This is a genomic window from Acidovorax sp. 1608163 (assembly GCF_003669015.1).
In the GTDB taxonomy this organism is placed as follows: Bacteria; Pseudomonadota; Gammaproteobacteria; order Burkholderiales; family Burkholderiaceae_C; genus Acidovorax.
The window spans coordinates 4,554,107-4,574,360 of the sequence record NZ_CP033069.1; the positions used below are offsets into that span (position 1 = coordinate 4,554,107).

19 protein-coding genes are annotated in these 20,254 nt (G+C 64.5%); 11 read left to right on the top strand and 8 right to left on the bottom strand.

Annotated elements, in window-relative coordinates; all coding sequences use genetic code 11:
• Positions 1–301: 301 nt before the first annotated feature.
• Positions 302–1,258, top strand: coding sequence for an IS110 family transposase (locus tag EAG14_RS20320; protein ID WP_121729950.1), 957 nt, complete (start codon positions 302–304; stop codon positions 1,256–1,258).
• Positions 1,259–1,424: 166 nt separating this feature from the next.
• On the opposite strand, the gene EAG14_RS20325 is transcribed toward EAG14_RS20320, so the two are convergent.
• On the bottom strand, positions 1,425–2,435 hold the full coding sequence (locus tag EAG14_RS20325) for a zinc-binding alcohol dehydrogenase family protein (RefSeq protein ID WP_121729951.1): 1,011 nt from the start codon (positions 2,433–2,435) through the stop codon (positions 1,425–1,427).
• 335 nt (positions 2,436–2,770) lie between these two features.
• Here EAG14_RS20325 and EAG14_RS20330 point away from each other — a divergent pair, with 335 nt between their 5' ends.
• Positions 2,771–3,676 carry a LysR family transcriptional regulator gene (locus tag EAG14_RS20330; RefSeq protein ID WP_121729952.1) on the top strand — a complete coding sequence of 302 codons (906 nt, stop codon included), beginning with the start codon at positions 2,771–2,773 and terminating at the stop codon, positions 3,674–3,676.
• Between the two features lie 313 nt (positions 3,677–3,989).
• On the opposite strand, the gene EAG14_RS20335 is transcribed toward EAG14_RS20330, so the two are convergent.
• Positions 3,990–5,084, bottom strand: a complete 1,095-nt coding sequence (locus tag EAG14_RS20335; protein ID WP_240456856.1) for an MBL fold metallo-hydrolase — start codon at positions 5,082–5,084, stop codon at positions 3,990–3,992.
• Positions 5,085–5,344: 260 nt separating this feature from the next.
• On the opposite strand from EAG14_RS20335, the gene EAG14_RS20340 reads away from it, so the two are divergent.
• Positions 5,345–5,719 carry a hypothetical protein gene (locus EAG14_RS20340; protein ID WP_121729954.1) on the top strand — a complete coding sequence of 125 codons (375 nt, stop codon included), beginning with the start codon at positions 5,345–5,347 and terminating at the stop codon, positions 5,717–5,719.
• Positions 5,720–6,058: 339 nt separating this feature from the next.
• Here EAG14_RS20340 and EAG14_RS20345 read toward each other — a convergent pair whose 3' ends face one another.
• The 4 genes from EAG14_RS20345 to EAG14_RS20360 all read right to left on the bottom strand — a co-directional run bounded on the left by EAG14_RS20345 (position 6,059) and on the right by EAG14_RS20360 (position 9,840).
• On the bottom strand, positions 6,059–6,736 hold the full coding sequence (locus EAG14_RS20345) for a hypothetical protein (RefSeq protein WP_371414432.1): 678 nt from the start codon (positions 6,734–6,736) through the stop codon (positions 6,059–6,061).
• A 69-nt stretch (positions 6,737–6,805) separates the two neighbouring features.
• The gene (locus EAG14_RS20350) at positions 6,806–7,783 is read right to left on the bottom strand and encodes an MlaD family protein (protein ID WP_121729956.1); all 978 of its coding nucleotides are present in this window, start codon (positions 7,781–7,783) and stop codon (positions 6,806–6,808) included.
• The gene (locus EAG14_RS20355; RefSeq protein ID WP_240456858.1) at positions 7,783–8,703 is read right to left on the bottom strand and encodes an ABC transporter ATP-binding protein; all 921 of its coding nucleotides are present in this window, start codon (positions 8,701–8,703) and stop codon (positions 7,783–7,785) included. The genes EAG14_RS20350 and EAG14_RS20355 overlap by 1 nt, the downstream gene beginning before the upstream one ends.
• Before the next feature lie 3 nt (positions 8,704–8,706).
• Positions 8,707–9,840 (bottom strand): ABC transporter permease, encoded by a 1,134-nt coding sequence (locus EAG14_RS20360; RefSeq protein WP_121729958.1) that lies wholly within the window; start codon positions 9,838–9,840, stop codon positions 8,707–8,709.
• A gap of 265 nt (positions 9,841–10,105) precedes the next feature.
• On the opposite strand from EAG14_RS20360, the gene EAG14_RS20365 reads away from it, so the two are divergent.
• Positions 10,106–11,800: a GMC family oxidoreductase gene (locus tag EAG14_RS20365; RefSeq protein WP_121729959.1), complete on the top strand. Its 1,695-nt coding sequence runs from the start codon at positions 10,106–10,108 to the stop codon at positions 11,798–11,800.
• 72 nt (positions 11,801–11,872) lie between these two features.
• Positions 11,873–12,235: an antibiotic biosynthesis monooxygenase gene (locus tag EAG14_RS20370; RefSeq protein ID WP_121729960.1), complete on the top strand. Its 363-nt coding sequence runs from the start codon at positions 11,873–11,875 to the stop codon at positions 12,233–12,235.
• Here the strand turns inward: EAG14_RS20370 and EAG14_RS20375 are convergent.
• The gene (locus tag EAG14_RS20375; protein ID WP_121729961.1) at positions 12,214–12,558 is read right to left on the bottom strand and encodes a hypothetical protein; all 345 of its coding nucleotides are present in this window, start codon (positions 12,556–12,558) and stop codon (positions 12,214–12,216) included. The two genes, EAG14_RS20370 and EAG14_RS20375, sit on opposite strands and share 22 nt — an antisense overlap.
• A gap of 415 nt (positions 12,559–12,973) precedes the next feature.
• Here EAG14_RS20375 and EAG14_RS20380 point away from each other — a divergent pair, with 415 nt between their 5' ends.
• The 6 genes from EAG14_RS20380 to EAG14_RS20405 all read left to right on the top strand — a co-directional run bounded on the left by EAG14_RS20380 (position 12,974) and on the right by EAG14_RS20405 (position 18,746).
• A complete protein-coding gene (locus EAG14_RS20380) occupies positions 12,974–13,732 on the top strand; it encodes a TSUP family transporter (RefSeq protein WP_099657544.1) in 759 nt (252 codons plus the stop codon).
• Positions 13,733–14,013: 281 nt separating this feature from the next.
• Positions 14,014–14,775 (top strand): ABC transporter substrate-binding protein, encoded by a 762-nt coding sequence (locus tag EAG14_RS20385; protein ID WP_099657543.1) that lies wholly within the window; start codon positions 14,014–14,016, stop codon positions 14,773–14,775.
• A gap of 199 nt (positions 14,776–14,974) precedes the next feature.
• Positions 14,975–15,757 (top strand): amino acid ABC transporter permease, encoded by a 783-nt coding sequence (locus EAG14_RS20390; RefSeq protein ID WP_099657542.1) that lies wholly within the window; start codon positions 14,975–14,977, stop codon positions 15,755–15,757.
• Entirely contained in the window at positions 15,754–16,512 is a 759-nt protein-coding gene (locus EAG14_RS20395; protein ID WP_099657541.1) for an amino acid ABC transporter ATP-binding protein, read from the top strand. The genes EAG14_RS20390 and EAG14_RS20395 overlap by 4 nt, the downstream gene beginning before the upstream one ends.
• 140 nt (positions 16,513–16,652) lie before the next feature.
• Positions 16,653–17,791, top strand: a protein-coding gene (locus EAG14_RS20400) for an IS3 family transposase (RefSeq protein ID WP_371414366.1) whose coding sequence is annotated in 2 segments (ribosomal slippage) — positions 16,653–16,902 and positions 16,902–17,791 — 1,140 coding nt in all. Because the reading frame shifts where the segments join, the coding sequence is not laid out codon by codon here.
• 67 nt (positions 17,792–17,858) lie between these two features.
• Entirely contained in the window at positions 17,859–18,746 is an 888-nt protein-coding gene (locus tag EAG14_RS20405) for a DMT family transporter (protein ID WP_099657540.1), read from the top strand.
• Between the two features lie 129 nt (positions 18,747–18,875).
• Here the strand turns inward: EAG14_RS20405 and EAG14_RS23490 are convergent, their stop codons facing one another.
• Complete coding sequence (locus EAG14_RS23490) at positions 18,876–19,955, bottom strand: hypothetical protein (RefSeq protein WP_162996045.1); 1,080 nt, start codon at positions 19,953–19,955, stop codon at positions 18,876–18,878.
• Positions 19,956–20,254: the final 299 nt, after the last annotated feature.

Here is a 20,254-nt window from a genome sequence, read left to right on the forward strand (position 1 = left end):
CTATTGATCCGGCACGAACCGAGCAGAACCGTTCACGCAGAGCCCTTCGACAGGCTTGTATGGTTTAGCTCCCATCAACCAACCTGTAAGAAAGGGCGAGGAGCCGGGATGCAGGGACATCGACAGGCATCGGCAGTTGCTTCAGACCCAACCGACCGACACACTGAGTCATTACCCCATCCCTGCGCCGAGCGTCGATAAGGAACCTGACGAGGGCAAGCTGCGCTTGGCAGCACCGATCGTCAATTCTTGCAAGCTCACGCCGACAGCAGGACACATCCCGGCGCTCGTATTTTGAGCGATGAACCCTCAACAAGCTACTGAGTTTGTCGGCGTGGATGTCGCCAGCGCCCATCTGGACGTGGCCGTGCAGGGCCAGGCCAGCGTGCGCCGGTTTGCTAATACACCCCAGGGCATTGCCCTGCTGCTGCGCACGTTGCGCCCTGCAAGCGTACTGGCGCTGGAGTCCACCGGCCGCTACCACGTGCCGCTTGCGCTGGCAGCGCACGCCGCAGGCCTGCATGTCTATGTCCTCAATCCGCTGGATGCACGCCGCTACGCCCAGTCCGTTGGCCAGCGCGGTAAGACCGATCGGATGGATGCGCTCGTGCTGGCACGCTATATTTGCCGTGAACACGCGCAACTGCGCCAATGGCAGCCACCCACCGCTTGCCAAGCCGTGTTGCGCGAGCTCCTGGCCCACCGGGCAACTCTGGTGCGCCAGCGCAGTGCATTGGCGCAGGCGGGCAACCACAGCAAAGACCTGGCGCGCCTGGACGAGCCGGTGCTGGCAGCTCTGCAGCAAGCCATCGAACATATCGACGAGCAACTCGCCAGCACCGTTCAGGCCGATCCCGCAAGCCAAGAAACGTTCAAATGCATCACGTCTGTGCCCGGCCTAGGCCTGATCTGTGGGTCGCTGCTGGTAATGCTGTTTGGGCGTTTGCAAACACGCAGTGCGGATGCTGTGATCGCATTCACCGGGCTTGACCCGCGCCCCAATGACTCTGGCAAGAAGACGGGGCAAAGGCGCTTGTCCAAGAGGGGCTGGCCGGAGACAAGGCGTTTGATGTACGCAGCGGCCATGTCGGCGGCGCGCACAAAGACCTGGAACGGCTATTACTGTGCTCAGCGTGACAAAGGCTTGAGCACGACTGCTGCGCTTGTCGTGCTTGCCCGTAAGCTCTTGCGTGTGGCTTTCTCACTGTTCAAGCAGCAAGCTCTGTTCGATCCCGCGCTGGTCGCCGGCAGAACTTGACGGGAACCATAGAACCTCAGGACAGGCTTGTCGAAGCGCCGCACAAGGTTTCGACAAGCGCAACCCGAACGGATATTTCAAGTTCAAAGAGGTCGGCTCCATCACGGCCTGCCCGCGCCCCACGGCACAGGCAGACCACCCAACGGAGCCTTGGGGGGCAGCGCGATCAGAACCCCGCCAGCACCACCTTGCCGTGCGCCTTGCCCGTCTCGATCAGCGCATGGGCCTTGCGCAGGTTGTGCGCGTTGATGCGGCCAAAGCTGGTGCTCACGGTGGAGCGCACGCGCCCCGCATCCACCAGCGCAGCCACCTCGGCCAGCAGCGCACCCTGCTCGCCCATGTCGGGCGTTTCATACATGGGGCGGGTGAACATCATCTCCCAGTGCAGCGACAGCGCCTTGCCCTTGAGCGGCATCGCATCCAGCCCCTGCATATCGTCGATCACGCCCAGACGCCCCTGGGGCTTGAGGGCCTCGATCAGCTGCGTGTAGTGCTGCTGCGTCTGCGTCAGGCTGGCCACCAGCTCCACGCCCTCCACCCCAGCGGCCCTCAGCTCGGCCGCCAGCGGGCGCGAGTGGTCGACCACCACATGCGCGCCCAGGTCCAGGCACCACTGGCGCGTTTCGGGACGCGAGGCCGTCGCCACCACCCGCAGCTGCGTCAGCTGCCGCGCCAGCTGGATCAGGATGGAGCCCACCCCGCCCGCACCGCCCACCACCAGCAGCGTCTGCCCCGCGCCGCCGCCCTTGGTCACGCCCAGGCGGTCAAACAGCAACTCATACGCCGTGATGCTGGTCAGCGGCAAAGCCGCCGCCTGCTCGTCGCTCAGCGACTGGGGGGCCAGCGCCACAATGCGCTCGTCCACCGCATGCAGCTCGCTGTTGGCCCCGGGGCGGGCGATAGAGCCCGCGTAATACACCCGGTCACCCACCTTGAAGCGCGACACCTGCGCGCCCACCGCCTCCACCGTGCCCACGGCGTCCCAGCCCAGCACCTTGGCCTGCCCCTCGGGCGGCAACGAGCCCTTGCGCACCTTGGTGTCCACCGGGTTCACCGACACCGCCTTCACCCGCACCAACACATCGCGTGCGCCCGGCACTGGCGCAGGCAGCTCCAAATCCAACAGCGCCTCGGCATGGTCCACAGGCCAATTTGCACGGTATCCAACGGCTTTCATCACAGTCCTTTCATTGCATTGCTGCGGGCACGCACTGCGCCAACACGGCGCCCAGAGCACACGGCATTGCATCGCTTCATCACTGGCCGGGCCCATCCCAAGCCATGCAGGCACTGTAGATAAGCAAACCACAATTGATAAGACGGCTTTGAATGCATTCAATTTCAAATGAAAATTGAAAATAGCGATCCGGGACCTCGGAACTAGAAATATCCGTTCGGGCTGAGCCCGTCGAAGCCCTGCGCGGCGCGTCGACTGCGCTCTGCGTGAACGGCTGCATGGGGTGAGGGCCCCATCCACCCAGCCCAAACCCTGCTCTGACCCACAGCCCGCCCATGAAAATCGAAAACCTGGCCGACCTGCACGTACTCACCCACACCGCACGCACCGGCACCCTCAGCGCCGCCGCCCGCGCCCTGGGCATGACACCCGCCGCCGCGAGCGCCGCACTCAAGCGGCTGGAAGGGCAACTGGGCTCGCGCCTGTTCGAACGCTCCACCCGCGCCATGCGCCTCACCGCCCAGGGGCAAATCCTGCTCGACTACGCCCAGCGCGCATTTGACCTGCTGGCCGAAGGCGAAAGCATGGCCACCGCCCACCACGGCACCCTGGTGGGCACCCTGCGCGTGGCCGCTCCGTCCGACTTGGCGCGCAACCTGCTGCTACCGTGGTTTGACGAGTTTTTGGCCGGACACCCCGGCGTAGAACTGGCCCTGAGCGTCAGCGACCAGCCCCTGGACGTGACCCGCGACGAAGTCGACGTCGCCCTGCGCTACGGCCCCCTGGCCGACTCGCGCCTCATCGCCCGCCCCCTCACCACCACCCGCCCCATGCTGTGGGCCGCCCCGGCCTACCTGGCGCGCCACGGCACGCCCACCACCCCGCAAGACCTGCTGCAGCACAACTGCATCGCCTTCCACATCGCAGGCCGCCCCGCCCGCACCTGGCGCTTTGGCCGCGACGGGCAATGGACCGAAGTGCGCGTCAAAGGCAACCGCACCGCCGACGACGCCGCCCTGGCCCGCGACTGGGCCATCGCAGGCCACGGCATCATCTACAAATCCGTGCCCTACCTGCACCACGAACTGCACCACAGCCCCCTGGTGCGCCTGCTGCCCGAATGGGACACCCCGCCCTACCCCCTGCAAGCCCTGCTGCCCAGCGGCCGCTTCATCCCAGCGCGGGTGCGGGCGCTGGTGGATTTTTTGGTGGGGAAGTTTGATGGGTTGCCATCCGAATGAAGAATGCGAGTGCTAAGTTCTGCAAATCAACCCCGAAGCGCAGTCACCACAAGCGTCAGCACCTATCAAGCGAAGAGCATTCACTCACCTTGTTTGGTAGGAATGCGATAGCTGCGCCATTGTGGTCGCGCGGAGCTGAGATAGAGCGGCCACCAGAGCTCTGGGCCATGCGGGCACTACAAGCAATGCAGGTTTGATGCATGCACCTGGGGCGAGCAAAAGCATGGCCGCAAAAGTGCGCAGGCATAAAAGAAGGCAAGCAGATTTCGCACTCTGCTTGCCTTCTCAGATGTGCACCGACAAGCTCTGAGAATCAGTCTCCCGCACACTCCAACTGACCAGCTCTCGGGTTCTCGCCTTGCTTGCCAGGGCCTGGCCCCGTGGCTGGGATGCCATAGACCATTTTTTGATCTGCGCTGTCTACAACGGTCACACCTTGGGCATTAAGCACCCATGCATCCCAATAATTGACAGGGGCAATCTGAGGCACATTGGCAGCTTTTAGGAAGTCCCTGAGCAGAGGTTGTTCATTGGCATCGTACGGAAAGTGAAGGCCATACTCGAGCTTGAACTCCGACACGGAATTGGCACGCACCCCCAAGTGGTGAGGCATGAAAGTCTTCACCTTGAACTCAGGTACCACGATGCGGGCCTGGGTCACGACGCGAGACTCAGGCCCACCTTGCCAGAGGTCCAGGCTGCTCGCGCCAGCAGCCTTCATGGCCGCCCTGAGATTGTCCAGCGGCGAGCCATAGGTGATGCCATTGGCAACGCGGGGTGTAGTCAGCTCTTTTCCACCGGCGCCACTGTCCGAGACGAACAGCTGCAATGGATCTGTTCGCTGAGAAGTTTGGGTGGAGATCAAGAACCCGAACGTCTCTGGCCCCCCCGTACCATTGCTAAAGGCAGTGCAGCCCGAGACGCTGTGCACCCAGCGCACAACGCGAACCGTGGTTGAGTCACTCACCTTGATCGTCTCGCCGCCCTTCAACGATGTGCACTGGCTGGCCGGCATGCCGTATTTCAAAACCTCTGCGCACACTGCGGCAGGGGCGTAGACAGGCTTTCCTGTCTGCTTGGCCCACTCGGGGACCTGCACGCCGTGGTCACCATGCTCGTGGCCTACCAACACAATGTCGATGCTTCCGTGCTTTTTGATGGTTTGATAAGCCTTGGTGACCGACGCAACATTGGGCGTGGGCTGGGCAGAAAAATCCGAGATGGTTTCCCCATCGACCAAGATACCCGCATCACCGATCTGATAGTGCCAGTTCGTGATGCCGAACCAAGTCATTCGAATATCTTTGGGCTGGTCATTGCCTGAGCCTCCACAGGCAATAAGCACAGCGGTTGACAGGCCTACACCTAAGCCAACGTGGACTAACTTCTTATAGGCAGTGAATTTCATTTTGTCTCCATTCGCGGCAAGATCACCGCTGGAGCCGCAGGCTATCGACAGCAAGCTGTCAAACAGCTTTCAACGAGGCCGTTGCGCCGCATGGGCCACTGCACACTCCACAAACGAATGGCTCAAACAACCCTCTGCAGCCAAACGACACCCATTCATCTTGCTGAAAGCCAAACGAAAGGACATGCAGCGCATCCTGCGAACTTTCTGATCCAACCTGCCGCTGCCTTGAAGGGCCCACAGCGGGACCAAGAACCTCTATGCGCCACTTACGTAACCTCTCAACCAGCTTGCTCATTGCGCTATTTGCCTGCGCCGCATCGGCACACGGAATCCCCAAGCCCAAACACGGCGGCGTCGTGGATGTCGGGGGAGAAATTTCGTTCGAGATGGTTGTGACCCCGTCAACGATGACGTTCTTTTTGGAAGACCACGGAAAGCCGATACCGACCCAAGACGCAACGGGCGAATTGCTGCTGGGCAGTGAAACCGGTAAGAAGATCGGTGCGCTCCGCAGCGCTGGCGGCAACAGCATGACGGGCAAGCTCGCCCACTTCAAGCCCCGCAGTCGGCTATTCGTCAGGGTGGTGCTTGGCGACGGGAGCACCGTCGTTGGTGAGCTCATTGCGCCCTAGCGAGCTGGAGTACGACGTCCCAGCCTTCAAACCTGGCCTGCGCGTTCCACTCTTCTACGGGTGGCAGTACCGGTTCGGGTTGTAGCTCAGCCCGGTCTCTTCGTCCCACGCCTGCCCCAGGTAGCACCGCTCGAAGGTCACTTCTGCTGTTATCGGCCCTAACTGCGACGCTTCAAATGCGCAGCCTATAGCCCCGGCAGTGGGGGCGACTTCAGCCCATCCGGTGATGGGTCACGGCCACACCGCTTGCCCCTGTGTATTGGTCAGGCGGCGTGATGTTCAAGTGGTTGCAATCCCTGACGGTACGGGCACCCGTTGATTTGCCCAGCGCAGCACTGCTCACCGCACCGCCGCCCCCACCCACTCATCCACCTCCACCGCCACCTGCCGCGCAGCCTCGGCCAGGGCGCGGGTGCCCCCTGCCGCATCTGCCGTCAGGGCGGGCTTTTGCACGATGAAGATGCGTTGGCCCAGCAGGGTTTCGCCTGCGGGGGTGGGGTCTACCAGGGTGGCGCGCAGGCGCAGCAGGCCGGTGCTTTCGGTGGGGCTGGTGAAGAGGTGGCTGAACTCTTCGAGCTCGATGCGCAGCACGGCGGGCAGTTTGCCGCCGCGGGCGGTGTCGCGGGCCTGGGCGGCGGCGTCGGCGTCTTGCAGCACGGCGCGGCGCTGGCCCAGTTGGGCGCGCAGGGATTGCTGCACGAGTTGCACGGGGGGCTGCGTCCAGCGGGCCAGGGTGTAGGGGCGCAGTTGCTGCGCGTCGGTGTAGGCCAGGCGGTATTGCACGGCGGTGCTGCCTTCGACCAGGCCGGTGGCTTCCACGTCGGCCAGGGCGATGGGGGCCAGGGGTGCGCGGCGGTCGGCCGGGGTGTATTGGGTGGGGCCGGGGCCGAAGTCGTACGACACGGGGCGGTTGGGTGCTGCGGGCAGGGCGCTGCAGCCGGCCAGCAATACCAAGCAAAAAGTGCCTGCAGCGCTTGCCAATCGAGCGCCAGAAGCTATGTTTTTAATAGCATCCAATGCAGAGCTGGCTGACAGGTGGGCGCAGGGGTGGGCGGGTGTGGTGTGCATGGCGCGGGCCTTTGTGGGTCAGGGGTTGGCCAGGGGTGGGGCAAAGCCGGGCTCGCCTGGGCCGGGGGGCAGGCGGCCGCTGCCGTAGATGAAGAGTTGGGGGTTGTCGCTGACGCGGGCGGCGGCCAGGCCCATTTGGCGCACGGCGCGGCCGGTTTCGTCGGCGGCGCGGTTGATGCTGGGCAGGGTGGAGCGGCTGAAGTTGTCGGCCGCTGCAGCCATGACCTGGGTGCCGTGGGTGAGCTGGTCGATGGCGCCGCCTTCGGCGCTGAGGCGCTGGGTGGTGCTGCGGATGTCGTTGGCCATGACGGTGACGCTGTTGCTGGCTTGCTGCAGGGCTTTCATGGTCTGGCGGGCATCGGTGGCCAGGGGCGGCAGTGCGGCCAGGGCGGGGTCGAGGCGGTTTTGCACGGTGGCATCAATCCGTTGGGTCAGGGCGTTGACGCTGCCTGCGGCCTGGCCGATGTTGCCCAGAGCCTGGGTGATGCGTTGCTGGTTTTCGTCGCCCAGCAGTTGGTTGATGCGGCGGGTGGCCTCTTCAACCTGGGCGAGGATGTTGGGCGCTTGCTCTGCCAGGCGGCCAAAGGGCGAGGGCTTGAGGGTCAGGCGCGGCAGGCCGCTGGGGCCGGGGGGCAGTTGGGTCAGGGGCTGTGGCGAGTCGTCGAGCAGGACGTGGGCCAGGCCGGTGACGCCCTGGTAGCCCAGCGTGGCAAAGGTGGTGGGGCTGATGGGGGCGCTGTCGTTGACGGCGATGCGGATGAGCACGTTGCCGCTGATCTGCGGGTCAAACCCGATGCGGGTGACTTTGCCCACGGCCACGCCTTTGTAGCGCACGGTGGCCTGGGGCTGCAGGCCGCTGACGCCTTCGCGGGTGGAGAGCTCGTATTGCTCATAGTTGGCGTTGTCGCGGGTGAGCCAGATGGCCAGGCCCGCCAGCAGGGCGGCCACGACGATGACGAAGGTGCCTGCGGCGAGGGCGTGTGATTTGTTTTCCATCAGAGGTCCTTGTGGGGCACAGATGCGGGCGTGGGTGCGGCGGTGGTGGCCGGCGCTGCATCGGCAACAGCGGTGGGCTGCAGCGGGGCCATGGCGCGTTGGCCGCGTTCGCCCATGAAGAAATGTTCGATGAACGGGTGCTTGAAGTGGGCCACCTCGTGCGGTGGGCCGGTGACGATGACTTTTTTATCGGCCAGCACGGCCACGCGGGTGCTCAGGGCAAAGAGGGTGTCCAGGTCGTGCGTGACCATGATGACCGTGAGGCCCAGGGCCGAGCGCAGCTCGCGCACCAGGGCGCAGAAGTCGTCGGAGCTGCTCGGGTCCAGCCCGGCGGTGGGCTCGTCGAGCAGCAACAGGGGCGGGTCCATGATGAGGGCGCGGGCCAGGGCCACGCGCTTGACCATGCCGCCCGACAGATCAGCCGGCATGCGGGTGGCGTGCTCGGGCTTGAGGCCCACCATCTGCAGCTTGACGAGGGCGGCGGCGCGCACGAGTTCTTCGGGCAGGGTGCCTTGCTCGCGCAGGGCAAACGCGACGTTGTCGAGCACGTTGAAGGCCGAGAACAGCGCGCCGTGCTGGAACAGCATGCCCACGCGGCTGGCGGCGCCTTCGCGCCCCATTTCAGACGCGGGGCGGCCCAGCACGGTGACGCTGCCGCGCGTGGGCCGGGCCAGGCCCAGTATTTGGCGCAGCAGCACGGTTTTGCCGGTGCCCGAGCCCCCGACGAGCGAGAGCATCTCGCCGCGCTGCACGATGAACTCCAAGTCTTGGTGCACGGCAAAGGCTTCGCTGCCTTTGCCAAACACGCTCCACAGGCCTTTGGCTTCAACGATGGGCCGTTCGTGGACAGGTGTGTGGGCGGGCACGAAGAGGGGTTTCGGACTGGGGGCGGAAGACGGGGGGTGCAGAGCAGCGGTCATGGCTCAGATCCCCACGTTGCGGAAAGCGACGGCAAAGAGCGCATCGACGATGATGACCATGGTGATGGAGGTGACGACCGAAGCGGTGGTGCCTTCGCCCAGGCTTTGGGTGTTGGGCTTGACGCGCAGGCCCCAGTGGCAGCCGATGAGGGCGATGAGTCCTCCGAACACCACCGACTTGGCCATGGCCAGCGTGAGGTTGCCTACCTTCACAGCCGCAGGCAGGGCCTGCACAAAGTACGACGAAGAGATGCCCAGCGTGATGTCAGCCGCCAGCATGCCCCCGGCCAGCGCGGCCAGCGTGGTCCACACGCTGATGAGCGGCATGGCCAGCGCCAGGGCGATGGTGCGGGGCATGACGAGCCGAAAGCCGTGCGGGATGCCCATGACGCGCATGGCGTCCAGCTCTTCGGTCACGCGCATCACGCCAATCTGCGCGGTGATGGACGAGCCCGAGCGCCCCGCCACCAGGATGGCCGCCAGCATGGGCCCCAGCTCGCGGATGAGAGAGATGCCCAGGATGTTGACGATGAACGATTCGGCCCCGAACTGGCGCAGCTGCAGGCTCATCAGGTAGGCCAGCACCACGCCAATCAAAAAGCCCACCAGCGCGGTGATGGGCAGCGCCGTGGCGCCCATGCGGTAGAGGTGGCCCGACACATCGCGCCAGGGGCCGCGCCGCGGGTTGCGGGCCAGGCGCAGCAGGTCCAGCACGAGTTGGCCCACCATCTGCACCACATGGCGGGCGTGGTCCAGCCCGTGCAGCACCAGCACGCCCAGGTGGTCGACCTGGTCAAACAGGCGCCAGGGCGCTGGGGCGGGCGGGTTGGCAATGGTGAACTGGGCCACGCGTTCGAGCAGGGTGCGCTGCACGTCCGTCAGCGCCAGGCGCGCGGGCCAGGCACGGCCCCAGTGGTTCCACAGCAGCTGGGCGCCGACATGGTCCAGCCACTGCAGGGCGCGCAGGTCCCAGCCCAGGGCGGCGGCGGGCGCGTTGTCTTGCAGCTGGCGGCGCAGCAGCTTCCACTGCGAGCGGGTGCCCAGCTCGGCAGCACCCCAGCGGCCCTGCGGCTGCGCGCACGGTCCCTCGGGCGTGTCGGTGCGGACGATGCAGGGGGCGGCGCTGTCAGTGGTCATGTGGAAGGGCGGCACAAGCCACCGGGCAGGGCAATGGGGGTAAACGACAGAGTCAGGCATGGTAGCGGAGCCGGACGGAACCCCTTGGCACATTCTTGCGGCCCGCGCATGCAATTTTTATCAAAACACCCTCTGGCGCTTGATTGACAAACGCGAGTAGCTATTTATTTGATAGCAACAGGCATTTACCCCATCGACAGGCAACGGGCGCTCAGCACAATGGGGCGGGTAACCCATCCGTTCCATCTCCGCCCTTTCCCTATCCATGAGCGACACCCAGTTTGACTACATCATCATTGGCGGCGGCACTGCGGGTGCCCTGCTGTGCAACCGACTGAGCGCAGACGGCCGCCACCGCGTGCTGCTGGTGGAGGCGGGCCGCAAGGACGACTACCACTGGATCCACATCCCCGTGGGCTACCTGTATTGCATTGGCAACCCGCGCACCGACTGGCTGTACCACACCGAGCCCGACGCGGGCCTGAACGGCCGCACCCTGCGCTACCCGCGTGGCAAGACACTGGGCGGCTGCAGCAGCATCAACGGCATGATCTACATGCGCGGCCAGGCCCGCGACTACGACCAATGGGCCCAGCTGACGGGCGACGACAGCTGGCGCTGGGACAACGCCCTGCCCTTCTTCCGCCGCCACGAGGATCACTGGCGGCTGGACCAGCCCGAGGGCGTGAATGAAAATTTCAAACGCCTGCACGGCAACAAGGCCACCGGCAGCACGGGCGAGTGGCGGGTAGAAAAGCAGCGCCTGCGCTGGGACGTGCTGGACGCCTTTGCCCAGGCTGCGCAGGAGGCCGGCATTGCCGCCACCGATGACTTCAACCGGGGCACCAACGAGGGCGTGGGCTACTTTGAGGTGAACCAGAAAAGCGGCTGGCGCTGGAACACGGCCAAGGCCTTTTTGCGGCCCACCTGCTACGGGCGGCCCAACTTTGAGATGTGGACCAGCGCGCAGGCGGCGCAGCTCATCATCGAGACGCAGCCCGACGGACAGCACCGCTGCACCGGCGTGAAGGTGTGGGACGGCCAGCAGATGGTGACCGCCCACGCCAGCCGCGAGGTGGTGCTGAGCGCGGGCGCCGTCAACTCGCCGCAGTTGCTGCAGCTCTCGGGCATCGGGCCTGCGGCGCTGCTGCGCCAGCACGGGCTGGATGTGGCGGTGGACCTGCCTGGCGTGGGCGCCAATTTGCAAGACCACCTGCAGATCCGCTCGGTCTTCAAGGTGCAGGGCGTTCCCACGCTCAACACCATGGCCAATTCGCTGGTGGGCAAGGCCAAGATCGGGCTGGAATATGTGCTCAAGCGCAGCGGGCCCATGAGCATGGCGCCCTCGCAGCTGGGCGCCTTCACCCGCAGCAGCGCAGAGCATGTACACCCCAACATCCAGTACCACGTGCAGCCTTTGTCGCTGGATGCGTTTGGCGAGCCGCTGCACAGCTTCCCGGCCTTCACGGCCAGCGTGTGCAACCTGAACCCCACCAGCCGGGGCACAGTGCAGATCAAGAACGCAGACTTCCGCACCGCCCCGGCCATTGCCCCCAACTACCTGAGCACCCCCGAAGACCGCAAGGTGGCCGCCGACAGCCTGCGCGTGACGCGCCGCATCGTGGCCCAGCCCGCGCTCGACAAATACCGGCCCGAAGAGTGGAAGCCAGGCGTGCAGTACCAGACCGACGCAGACCTGGCGCGGCTAGCGGGCGACATTGCCACCACCATCTTCCACCCCGTGGGCACCACCAAAATGGGGCACGACCAGGACCCCATGGCGGTGCTGGACAGCCAGATGCGCGTGCGCGATGGGCGCGGCGGCGTGGTGCACGGCCTGCGTGTGGTGGACGCCGGGGCCATGCCCACCATCACCAGCGGCAACACCAATTCACCCACGCTGATGATGGCCGAGCGCGCCGCGCAGTGGATGGTGGAAGCGCAGCGCGCGGGCAGTTGAGGCGACGAGTTGACGTGACGGGCTGCGCGACGGGCCACATGCCACCGCACAAGCCACCGCACAATCGCGGGCATGTACACATCCACCTTCATTTTTGCGGCGGGCCAGTTTGACGAGGCCTTTCACCGCCTGGACGAGGCCATTGCCACGGCAGCCCGCGCCCTGCCCGGCTACCTGGGCGAAGAGTCGTGGGAGGACACGCGCAACGGGCTGGTCTCCAATGTGTATTACTGGGAGTCTCTGGCGGCGCTGCAGGCCCTGATGCAGCACCCAGCGCACCTGCAAGCCAAGGCCGAGCAGGCGCGCTGGCTGGCCGGTTACCAGGTGGTGATTGCCGAGGTGCTGCGCACCTACGGCGACGAGCAGCTACAGGGCCGCCTGCCCACGGCCGGGCTGTTCAGCCCAGCGCCAGATCAGCGGATGCCACCCACATAACGCCGCGCCTGCGGGTGCGCCGAGGCCATGGCGTGCACCGCAGGGGCCACCGCCTGTTCGGCAGTCCGGGCACCCACGGCTTCGCGGGCGCTGCGGCGCAGCTCGGCGGCCAGGGTGTCTTGCATGCAGTGCTCCAGGCGGACGGCCCATTCGACCAGCTCAGGGGCCTGGTCTTGCACGGCGCGTTCGCGGGCAAAGCGGACGATCTCGCGGGCGTAGCTGCCGTTGCTCGCCATCCACTCGGTGTCTGTCACGCGGCCCGTCTTGCGACGCAGCAGCACATGCAGGTGCGCGGCGATGGCGAGTTTCTCGCTGTGGTTCATGTGTCGCTGCCTCCGTTGTCTTCGGATATGCCCCACAGGGGGGCAGACGCAGCGGGTGTTTGCACAAGGCGTGCCAGCTCTTTGAACAGGTTCTTGGCCCCATTTGATGCACTGCACAATCCTCGGGAAACCCCCAATGCACCAGCACAGGGCAGGAGTTACATTGCAGTTACTCAACGGGGCGCCAAGGTGTTCCCAGATGAGGGGACCGAGGAGACAACCCGTAAACCAACTACCAAGATAAGCACCCAACGAGGTGCGCAAAATTTTCAAAGCGCTGGCGATCCCAGCGCTTTTTTTTGTCCTTGCGGGCCCACGGCCAGGGGGGTTGTCCTCCTCAAGCACCCATGCCGACGAGGCCCAGGCGCTATAAAAACCATAACAGCCATAACAGGCTGCATGCCAAAATCGGGCGATGGAATGGATTTTTATTACCCTGGCCTCGCTCTTCGCAGGCTTTATCGACGCGATTGTGGGTGGGGGCGGCCTGATTCTGACCCCTGCGCTGTTTGCCGCTTTTCCGGGCACCGCCCCGGCAACTTTGTTTGGCACCAACAAGGCCGGCTCGGTCTGGGGCACGGCCATGGCCACCTGGCAATACAGCCGCCGGGTAGAGATGCGCTGGCGGGCCCTGCTGCCTGCTGCGGGAGCGGGCTTTGCGGGCGCCTTTGCCGGGGCCTGGACGGTGACCGCCCTGTCGCCCGACTTCTTGCGCAAAGTGCTGCCCCTGGTGCTGTTGGCCGTGCTGGCCTACACGCTGGCCAAAAAAGACCTGGGCCGCCACCACGCCCCGCGCTTTGCGGGCCGCACCGAAGTGTGGGTGGCCTGCCTGGTGGGCCTGGGCATTGGGTTTTATGACGGCTTCTTTGGCCCCGGCACCGGCAGCTTCTTTGTCTTTTTGTTTGTGCGCCTGCTGGGCTATGACTTTTTGAACGCATCGGCTTCCGCCAAGCTGCTCAACTGCGCCACCAACATTGCGGCCATCACGCTGTTCGCCTTCAAGGGCCATGTGTGGTGGCACTACGCCGTCACGCTGGCCATTGCCAACGTGGTGGGCAGCATGGCGGGCACGCACATGGCGCTCAAGCACGGCACCGGTTTTGTGCGCGGCATCTTCATCGTGGTGGTGAGCAGCCTGATCCTGAAGACGGGCTACGACGCGTTTTTGCGCTGAGCACAGCGCCGCGCCATGGGGCCGCCACCGGCGGTGGCCCTGTACTTGCCCTGGCATCGCGCTTGCTAGAAGGGGTTTGAGGAGGGTCAAAAAAACCTTGACCATCCGCGCAACACTAGGGTTGTCCTGCGTGGCCTGAAAAAGCACGGGCATCCTATAATTTATTTCTATTTGATGACGCACCCCATCGCTTTTGGCGATGCCTCGTCTCCCCCGCTCCGGCTTGCTTACCTGCATGCCGGATTTTTTTGTACCTGAAACACCCCTAGCAGGACCTTGCCATGAAACTGTTGAAGACCGTTGTTACCGCCGTGGCGCTGTGCGCTGCCTTTGCCGCCCAAGCCCGCACGCTGGACGAAGTCAAAAAAGACGGCAAGATCATCGTGGCCACCGAGGGCCAGTTTGCCCCCTTCAACTACTTCAAGGGCACCCAGCTGACGGGCTTTGAAGTGGAAGTGGCCGAGCTCGTGGTCAAAAAGATGGGCCTGAAGCTGGAGTGGAAGACCCTGGGCTTTGACGCTCTGCTGACCGGCCTGGCCCAAAACCGCTGGGACGCCGTGATCGCCTCGCACGGCGTGACCGAAGAGCGTGCCAAGGCCGTGACGTTTGCCAACCCCCACTACTGCTCGGGCGGCATGATCGTGGCCATGGATGAAAAGATCCGCAACGCCAAGGACCTCACCGGCAAGGTCGTGGCCGTGCAAACCGGCACCAGCTACCTCACGAACGTGCAAAAGCTCGCAGGCGTGAAGGAAGTGAAGAACTTCCCGCAAGACACCGACGCCCAGCGCGCTCTGATCTCCAAGCGCGTGGACGCCTGGGTGAGCGACAAGTTCGTGGCCAAGGAAGCCGCTGCCAAGAACGCCAAGGCCGGCTTCAAGCTGGGCGACATGCTGTTCATCGAGCGCATTGCCCCCGCCATGGCCCTGGGCAACACCAGCTTGGCCGATGCCTGGAACAAGGCCTTTGCCGAAGTGCTGGCCGACGGCAGCTACGCCGCCGTATCCAAGAAGTACTTCAACGAAGACGTGCGCTGCAACTGAGTTGCCATCGCCAGGGGCGAGAGGGGTTGAGGCGGGCCAAGCTGGCCGCCCCCCCTGCAGCCCCCAGGGTGCACAGAGGGTACATGCCCTCTGCGCACCCTTTGTTTTTGCTGGCACACTCGCCACCTTTGGCGCCGTGGATGCCCCAGCCTCTGCGGCTGGATTGATTCAGAACTGAGACCGACCGGTCATTTCATTCATGCTTATTGCCCTTTGGCCGCAAACCTGGACGCGCCAGCAGCGCAGCAATGCCACCCTGGTCGCCGCTGTGGTGCTCATGGTGCTGGCCCTGTCGCTGCTGGGCGAACTGCTCTCCTTCCTGCCCGAACCCATTGGCTCCAACGCCCAGGCGTTCTCTGAAGGCGCCCGCACCACGCTGTGGCTCACGCTCATCAGCGGCGCTGTGGGCCTGGTGCTGGGCACCGTGGCCGCGCTGGCCCGCACCGCCCGCTGGGTGGCCGTGCGCTGGGCGGCCAGCCTGTACATCTGGGCGATTCGCGGTACACCGCTGCTGGTGCAGATTCTGTTTGTGTACTTTGCCCTGCCAGTGCTGGTGCCGGGCCTGAACCTGCCCGACTTTGCCGCCGCCGTGGTGGCCCTGGGGCTGAACGTGGGCGCCTACAACGCCGAGGCGCTGCGCGCGGGCCTGCTGGCCGTGCCGCGCGGCCAGACCGAAGCCGCCCGGGCGCTGGGTCTGGGGCGTGTGCACGTGTTCCTGGACGTGGTGTTTCCGCAGGCGTTCAAGATTTCGCTGCCGCCGCTGGTGAGCAACTTTGTGGCGCTGCTCAAGGATTCGTCGCTGGCCTATGCCATTGGCGTGGTGGAGCTGACCAACGTGGGCAACCGCATCCAGTCGGCCACCTTCCAGCCCATTGCCACGCTGACCACGGTGGCGGTGACGTATTTGCTGCTCACCACGCTGGTCACGCAAATCTCCAACGCGGTCGAGTACCGCTTTGACGTGGAAGGGCGCAACCAATGAGCCTCAACCCTGTACCCCACCCCAAGCCCTACATCGTTGCCGAAGGCGTTTGCAAGTCGTTTGGCACGCACCAGGTGCTCAAGGAAGTGTCCACCGTGTTCCACACGGGCGAGGTGACGGTGATCATTGGCGCCTCTGGCTCGGGCAAGAGCACGCTGCTGCGCGCCATCAACCGGCTGGAGCCGCACGATGCCGGGCGCATCACCATCGATGGCGTGGACGTGTGCGACGACCACACCACCTTGCAACGCCAGCGCTGCGAGGTGGGCATGGTGTTCCAGCAGTTCAACCTGTTTGGCCACATGAGCGTGCTGGACAACGTGACGCTGGCCCCCCGCCGCATTCGCCACACGCCCCGCGCCCAGGCCAACCAGGACGCCATGCAGCTGCTGCGCCGCGTGGGCATGCAAGACCATGCGCACAAGTACCCCTGGCAACTGTCGGGCGGGCAGCAGCAGCGGGTGGCCATTGCGCGCGCGCTGGCCATGCAACCGAAGGTGATGCTGTTTGACGAGCCCACCTCGGCGCTGGACCCGGAGATGGTCAAGGAAGTGCTGGACGTGATGCGCGAGCTGGCACGCGGCGGCATGACGATGATTGTGGTCACCCATGAAATGGGCTTTGCCCGCGAAGTGGCCGACCGCGTGATGTTCTTCGACCAGGGGCGCATCGCCCACGACGCGCCGCCGCAGGAGTTTTTCAACAACCCGGCCAACGACCGCATCCGTGCGTTTCTGGGCCGGGTCAGCCACTGAGGCTGGCAGCCTAGGCTCCCTATGAAACTGTTCAAAGGGCCGCCGGGCAACCGGGGGCCCTTTTTGTTTGCGGGCCGGGTTGGACTTCACCCGGTTCAATAGACACCTATCAAGGTCGAAATTGAACTGGAGAGTGAGAAATGAAGAGAGTGCGATACCCGGCTGAGTTCAAGGCAGAAGCCGTCAAACAGGTGACCGAGCGTGGTCATGGGGTAGTGGATGTAGCCAAGCGATTGGGCATGTCGGACAAAAGCCTGTACCTGTGGGTGCGGCTTGCCAAAGAGCAATCGAGCGCAGGGGGGGCAGAGACAAGCCAGCTCAAGGCCGAGGTATCCCGGCTCAAAGCGGAGCTCAAAAGGGCCAATGAGGAGCGCGACATCCTAAAAAAGGCCGCAACGTACTTTGCCAAGCTGTCCGGGTGAAGTACGCATTCATGGCCGAACATAAAGGCCAGTTCCGGCTCAGCAGCATGTGCCGCGTTCTGCGCGTACAGCGCAGTGGCTATTACGCTTGGAAGGCCAATCCAAAGTCCAAACGCGCCTTAGCCGACGATGTCTTGCTGGCAAGCATTCGGCAATCCTTTGACGACAGCCACGGGATTTATGGAAGCCCACGCATCCTGCGGGACTTGCGAGAGGACGGTATGGCGTGCGGTCAAAAACGTGTAGCACGCCTGATGCGCCAGGCCCAACTGCGCTCAGTGCGTGGTTACAAGCGGCCACGCTACCGAGTCGGTCTTCCTGCGACTGCCGCACCGAACCGGTTGCAACGTGAGTTCACGGTCACGCTACCGAACCAAGTGTGGGTCACCGACATTACCTATATCCGAACCCATGAGGGCTGGTTGTACCTAACGGCCGTAATTGACCTGTACTCGCGCATGGTGGTCGGCTGGGCGATGAACTCCAGCATGGCTACAGAGTTGGTGTTGGATGCGCTCACGATGGCAGTGTGGCGCAGGCGCCCAACGGGTCCAGTGATGATCCATTCCGACCAAGGAAGTCAGTTTGGCAGTGACGACTTCGCCCGCTGGTGCAAGGACAACCAATTGGTGCCAAGCATGAGCCGACGTGGAAACTGTTGGGACAACGCGGTAGCAGAGTCCTTCTTCAGCAGCTTGAAGAAGGAGAGAATCAAACGCCATATCTATGCCACCAGGCAAGACGCCAAGTCAGATGTGTTTGACTACATCGAAGGTTTTTACAATCGAATCCGTCGGCACAGTCACCTAGACCAACTGAGTCCGCTGGCATTCGAACAACTTCGAAACGGAAGTTGAAATATGTCTACGAAACCGGGTGAAGTCCAGGTTTTGTTTTGGATTTTGGTTCTGGAGAGGTCTTCCCATGCGCACCGAACGTTCCGGCCTGATGGCCTTGCTCATCGTCACCGTGGTATGGGGCACCACCTTCCCCGCCATGAAGCTGCTGTCTGCGCAGCTCGATGCGCTGCAGATCATCTGGCTGCGCTTTGCGATTGCGCTGGTGGTGCTGCTGCCTTTGTGGCGCGGCATGCACCGGCATGAGCGGCGCTGGGGCTGTGCGCTGGGGCTGCTGCTGTTTCTGGCGTTCTGGCTGCAAATTGAGGGGCTGGCGCGCACCAGCAGCAACCGCAATGCGTTTGTGACGGGGCTGAACGTGCTGGTGGTGCCGCTGATTGCGATGCTGGCGCTGGGCCGCCGCTATGGCTGGCAGCTGTGGGCGGCCTGCGCCATGGCGTTTGCGGGCATGGCACTGATGTTCCATGAAAACGAGCCCTGGAACCTGGGCGACACGCTCACCCTGGCCAGCACGCTGTTCTATGCGCTGTACATCCTGGCCCTGGAAGAATGCGCGCGCCGCACTAGCAATGCCCCCTTGCGCGCCACGCGCATGGCCGCTGCGCAGGCCTTGGTCATGTGCGCCGCAGCCACGGCCCTGCTGTGGGGCCGCGATGGCCACATGGACTGGTTGCCCCAACTGACCCGCCTGGACAACGCCGCCTGGATTGCCCTGGTGTACCTGGGCCTGCTGGCCAGCGTGGTGGTGGTGACGCTGCAGGCCTGGGGCCAGCAGCGGGTGGACGCCATGCGCAGCGCCATCGTCTTCGGGCTGGAGCCCGTGTTTGCGGCACTGACGGCCTGGGTGCTGCTGGGCGAAAGCCTGGGCTGGACAGGCAGCGGCGGCGCAGCCCTGATCGTGGCCGCCCTGGTGGTGAGCCAGCTGCAGCCTGCCAGCAAGGCACAGGCGGCCTGAACAGGTGCGCCGCCGCGATATTTTTAGATAAAAACAGGCTCTAGCGCTTATTGAATAAGCGCCAGAAGCTACCAAAACAATAGCAAATAGAGGCCAGTGCTGCACGGAACACAGCAGCGCAGCCCGTGCCTACACCTGCGTGACCAGGCCCGTCATCTTCACCACCTCCAGATCACGCCCCTTGACCGAGGCCAGTTCGGTGCGCAGGCGGTCGTTGTTCCAGCGCTCATCTGGGGCGCCGCTGAGGTACCAGTTCGAGCCGTTGTCGGCCAGCAGCATGCCGTAGGTTTTGAGCGCTGTGAGGATGGCCTGGGCCTCGGGGCTGAAGGTGGCGGGGATGGTGTAACTGGCCTTCAGCCGCACCCGCATGCCCATGGGCGGCAGATTGGCGTCGGAGCTGGAGGATGCGTAATGCGTGGCGGGCGGCACAAAAGCTTTGCGCGTGCGCGCTGCCGTGAAGCGCAAGGCGTGGCGAATGCCCCCCGCGCCCTGCGAGGCCTCGTCGTACCGGACCAGACCGGGAAAGATCGGCAGCCCGGCGGCATCGGCACTGGTCCAGCCCGTCTTTGCGCTGGGGCGCACGTTGTTGCTGTCGAGGTGGAACGCGGCCCCTACATCGGCCTGCCAACGGTCGCCTTTCGCAAAGGCACGTCCCAGTTCGTAGAGGCGCTGGTTGTCCCGGTCGATCACCAGCACATGCCGGTCCCCGTCCTGCCCCGGCGCGCCTTCCACGGGCGCGTCCAGCGGGATGGGGAACGGGCCAGGGTCGCTTTCGTCCCCGTAGGCTTGGTATTCGATCGCCACCTTGGCCTGCTGGCCGGACACCACGCGGTACGGAATGCCGATGGGCGCCCCTTCCCACAGGCCCGAGCCAAAGTCGCGGTACAGGCCCGTGTCGGCACCCACGCTGGCGATCAGCCGCTCGGAGTTCGGGTCCACTTCGGCGGCACTGATGTCGGTGTTCCAGGGGTTGTCGGCAGGGAACGGAATGGCCCCATTGAGCGCGGCCCCAGCGCCCAGGCTGGCGCGCGAGAGGTTGCCGTACGTGACGCCCGAGGGAGGCACCGAAGGCGTGCCGGGGCTGGTCGGGCTGGTCGGGCTGGTCGGGCTGGTCGGGCTGGTCGGAGCATCGCCCCCACCGCCTCCGCCACATGCCGTGAGCAGCAAAACAGGAAGGGCTCCCAGGGCCCGGCGGCGTTGGCGTTGCATGGTGTTCTCCGGCAGCTAGCAATCGGGTGCTCTCCTCCGAATGGCGAAAGCGGCCGGATTGTGATGCCAACAGCGCCCGCATGCTGTGAGCAGGTGTTAGGGATGTCCTGCATAACTCCCTGCGGCCTGTGATAGCGCGGCCTCGGGCCGTCCGCTGCGTTGCTTTTCTTGCCAATAGCCTGGCTATTGGCTGCTAAAAGACGCCTTGCGGCCCCTCCCGCTCCGCACTACCACCGCCTCGCGAGGGTTATGCAGGACATCCCTAGCAATCGCTTTGGCGCAACGCGGCTGCCACTATC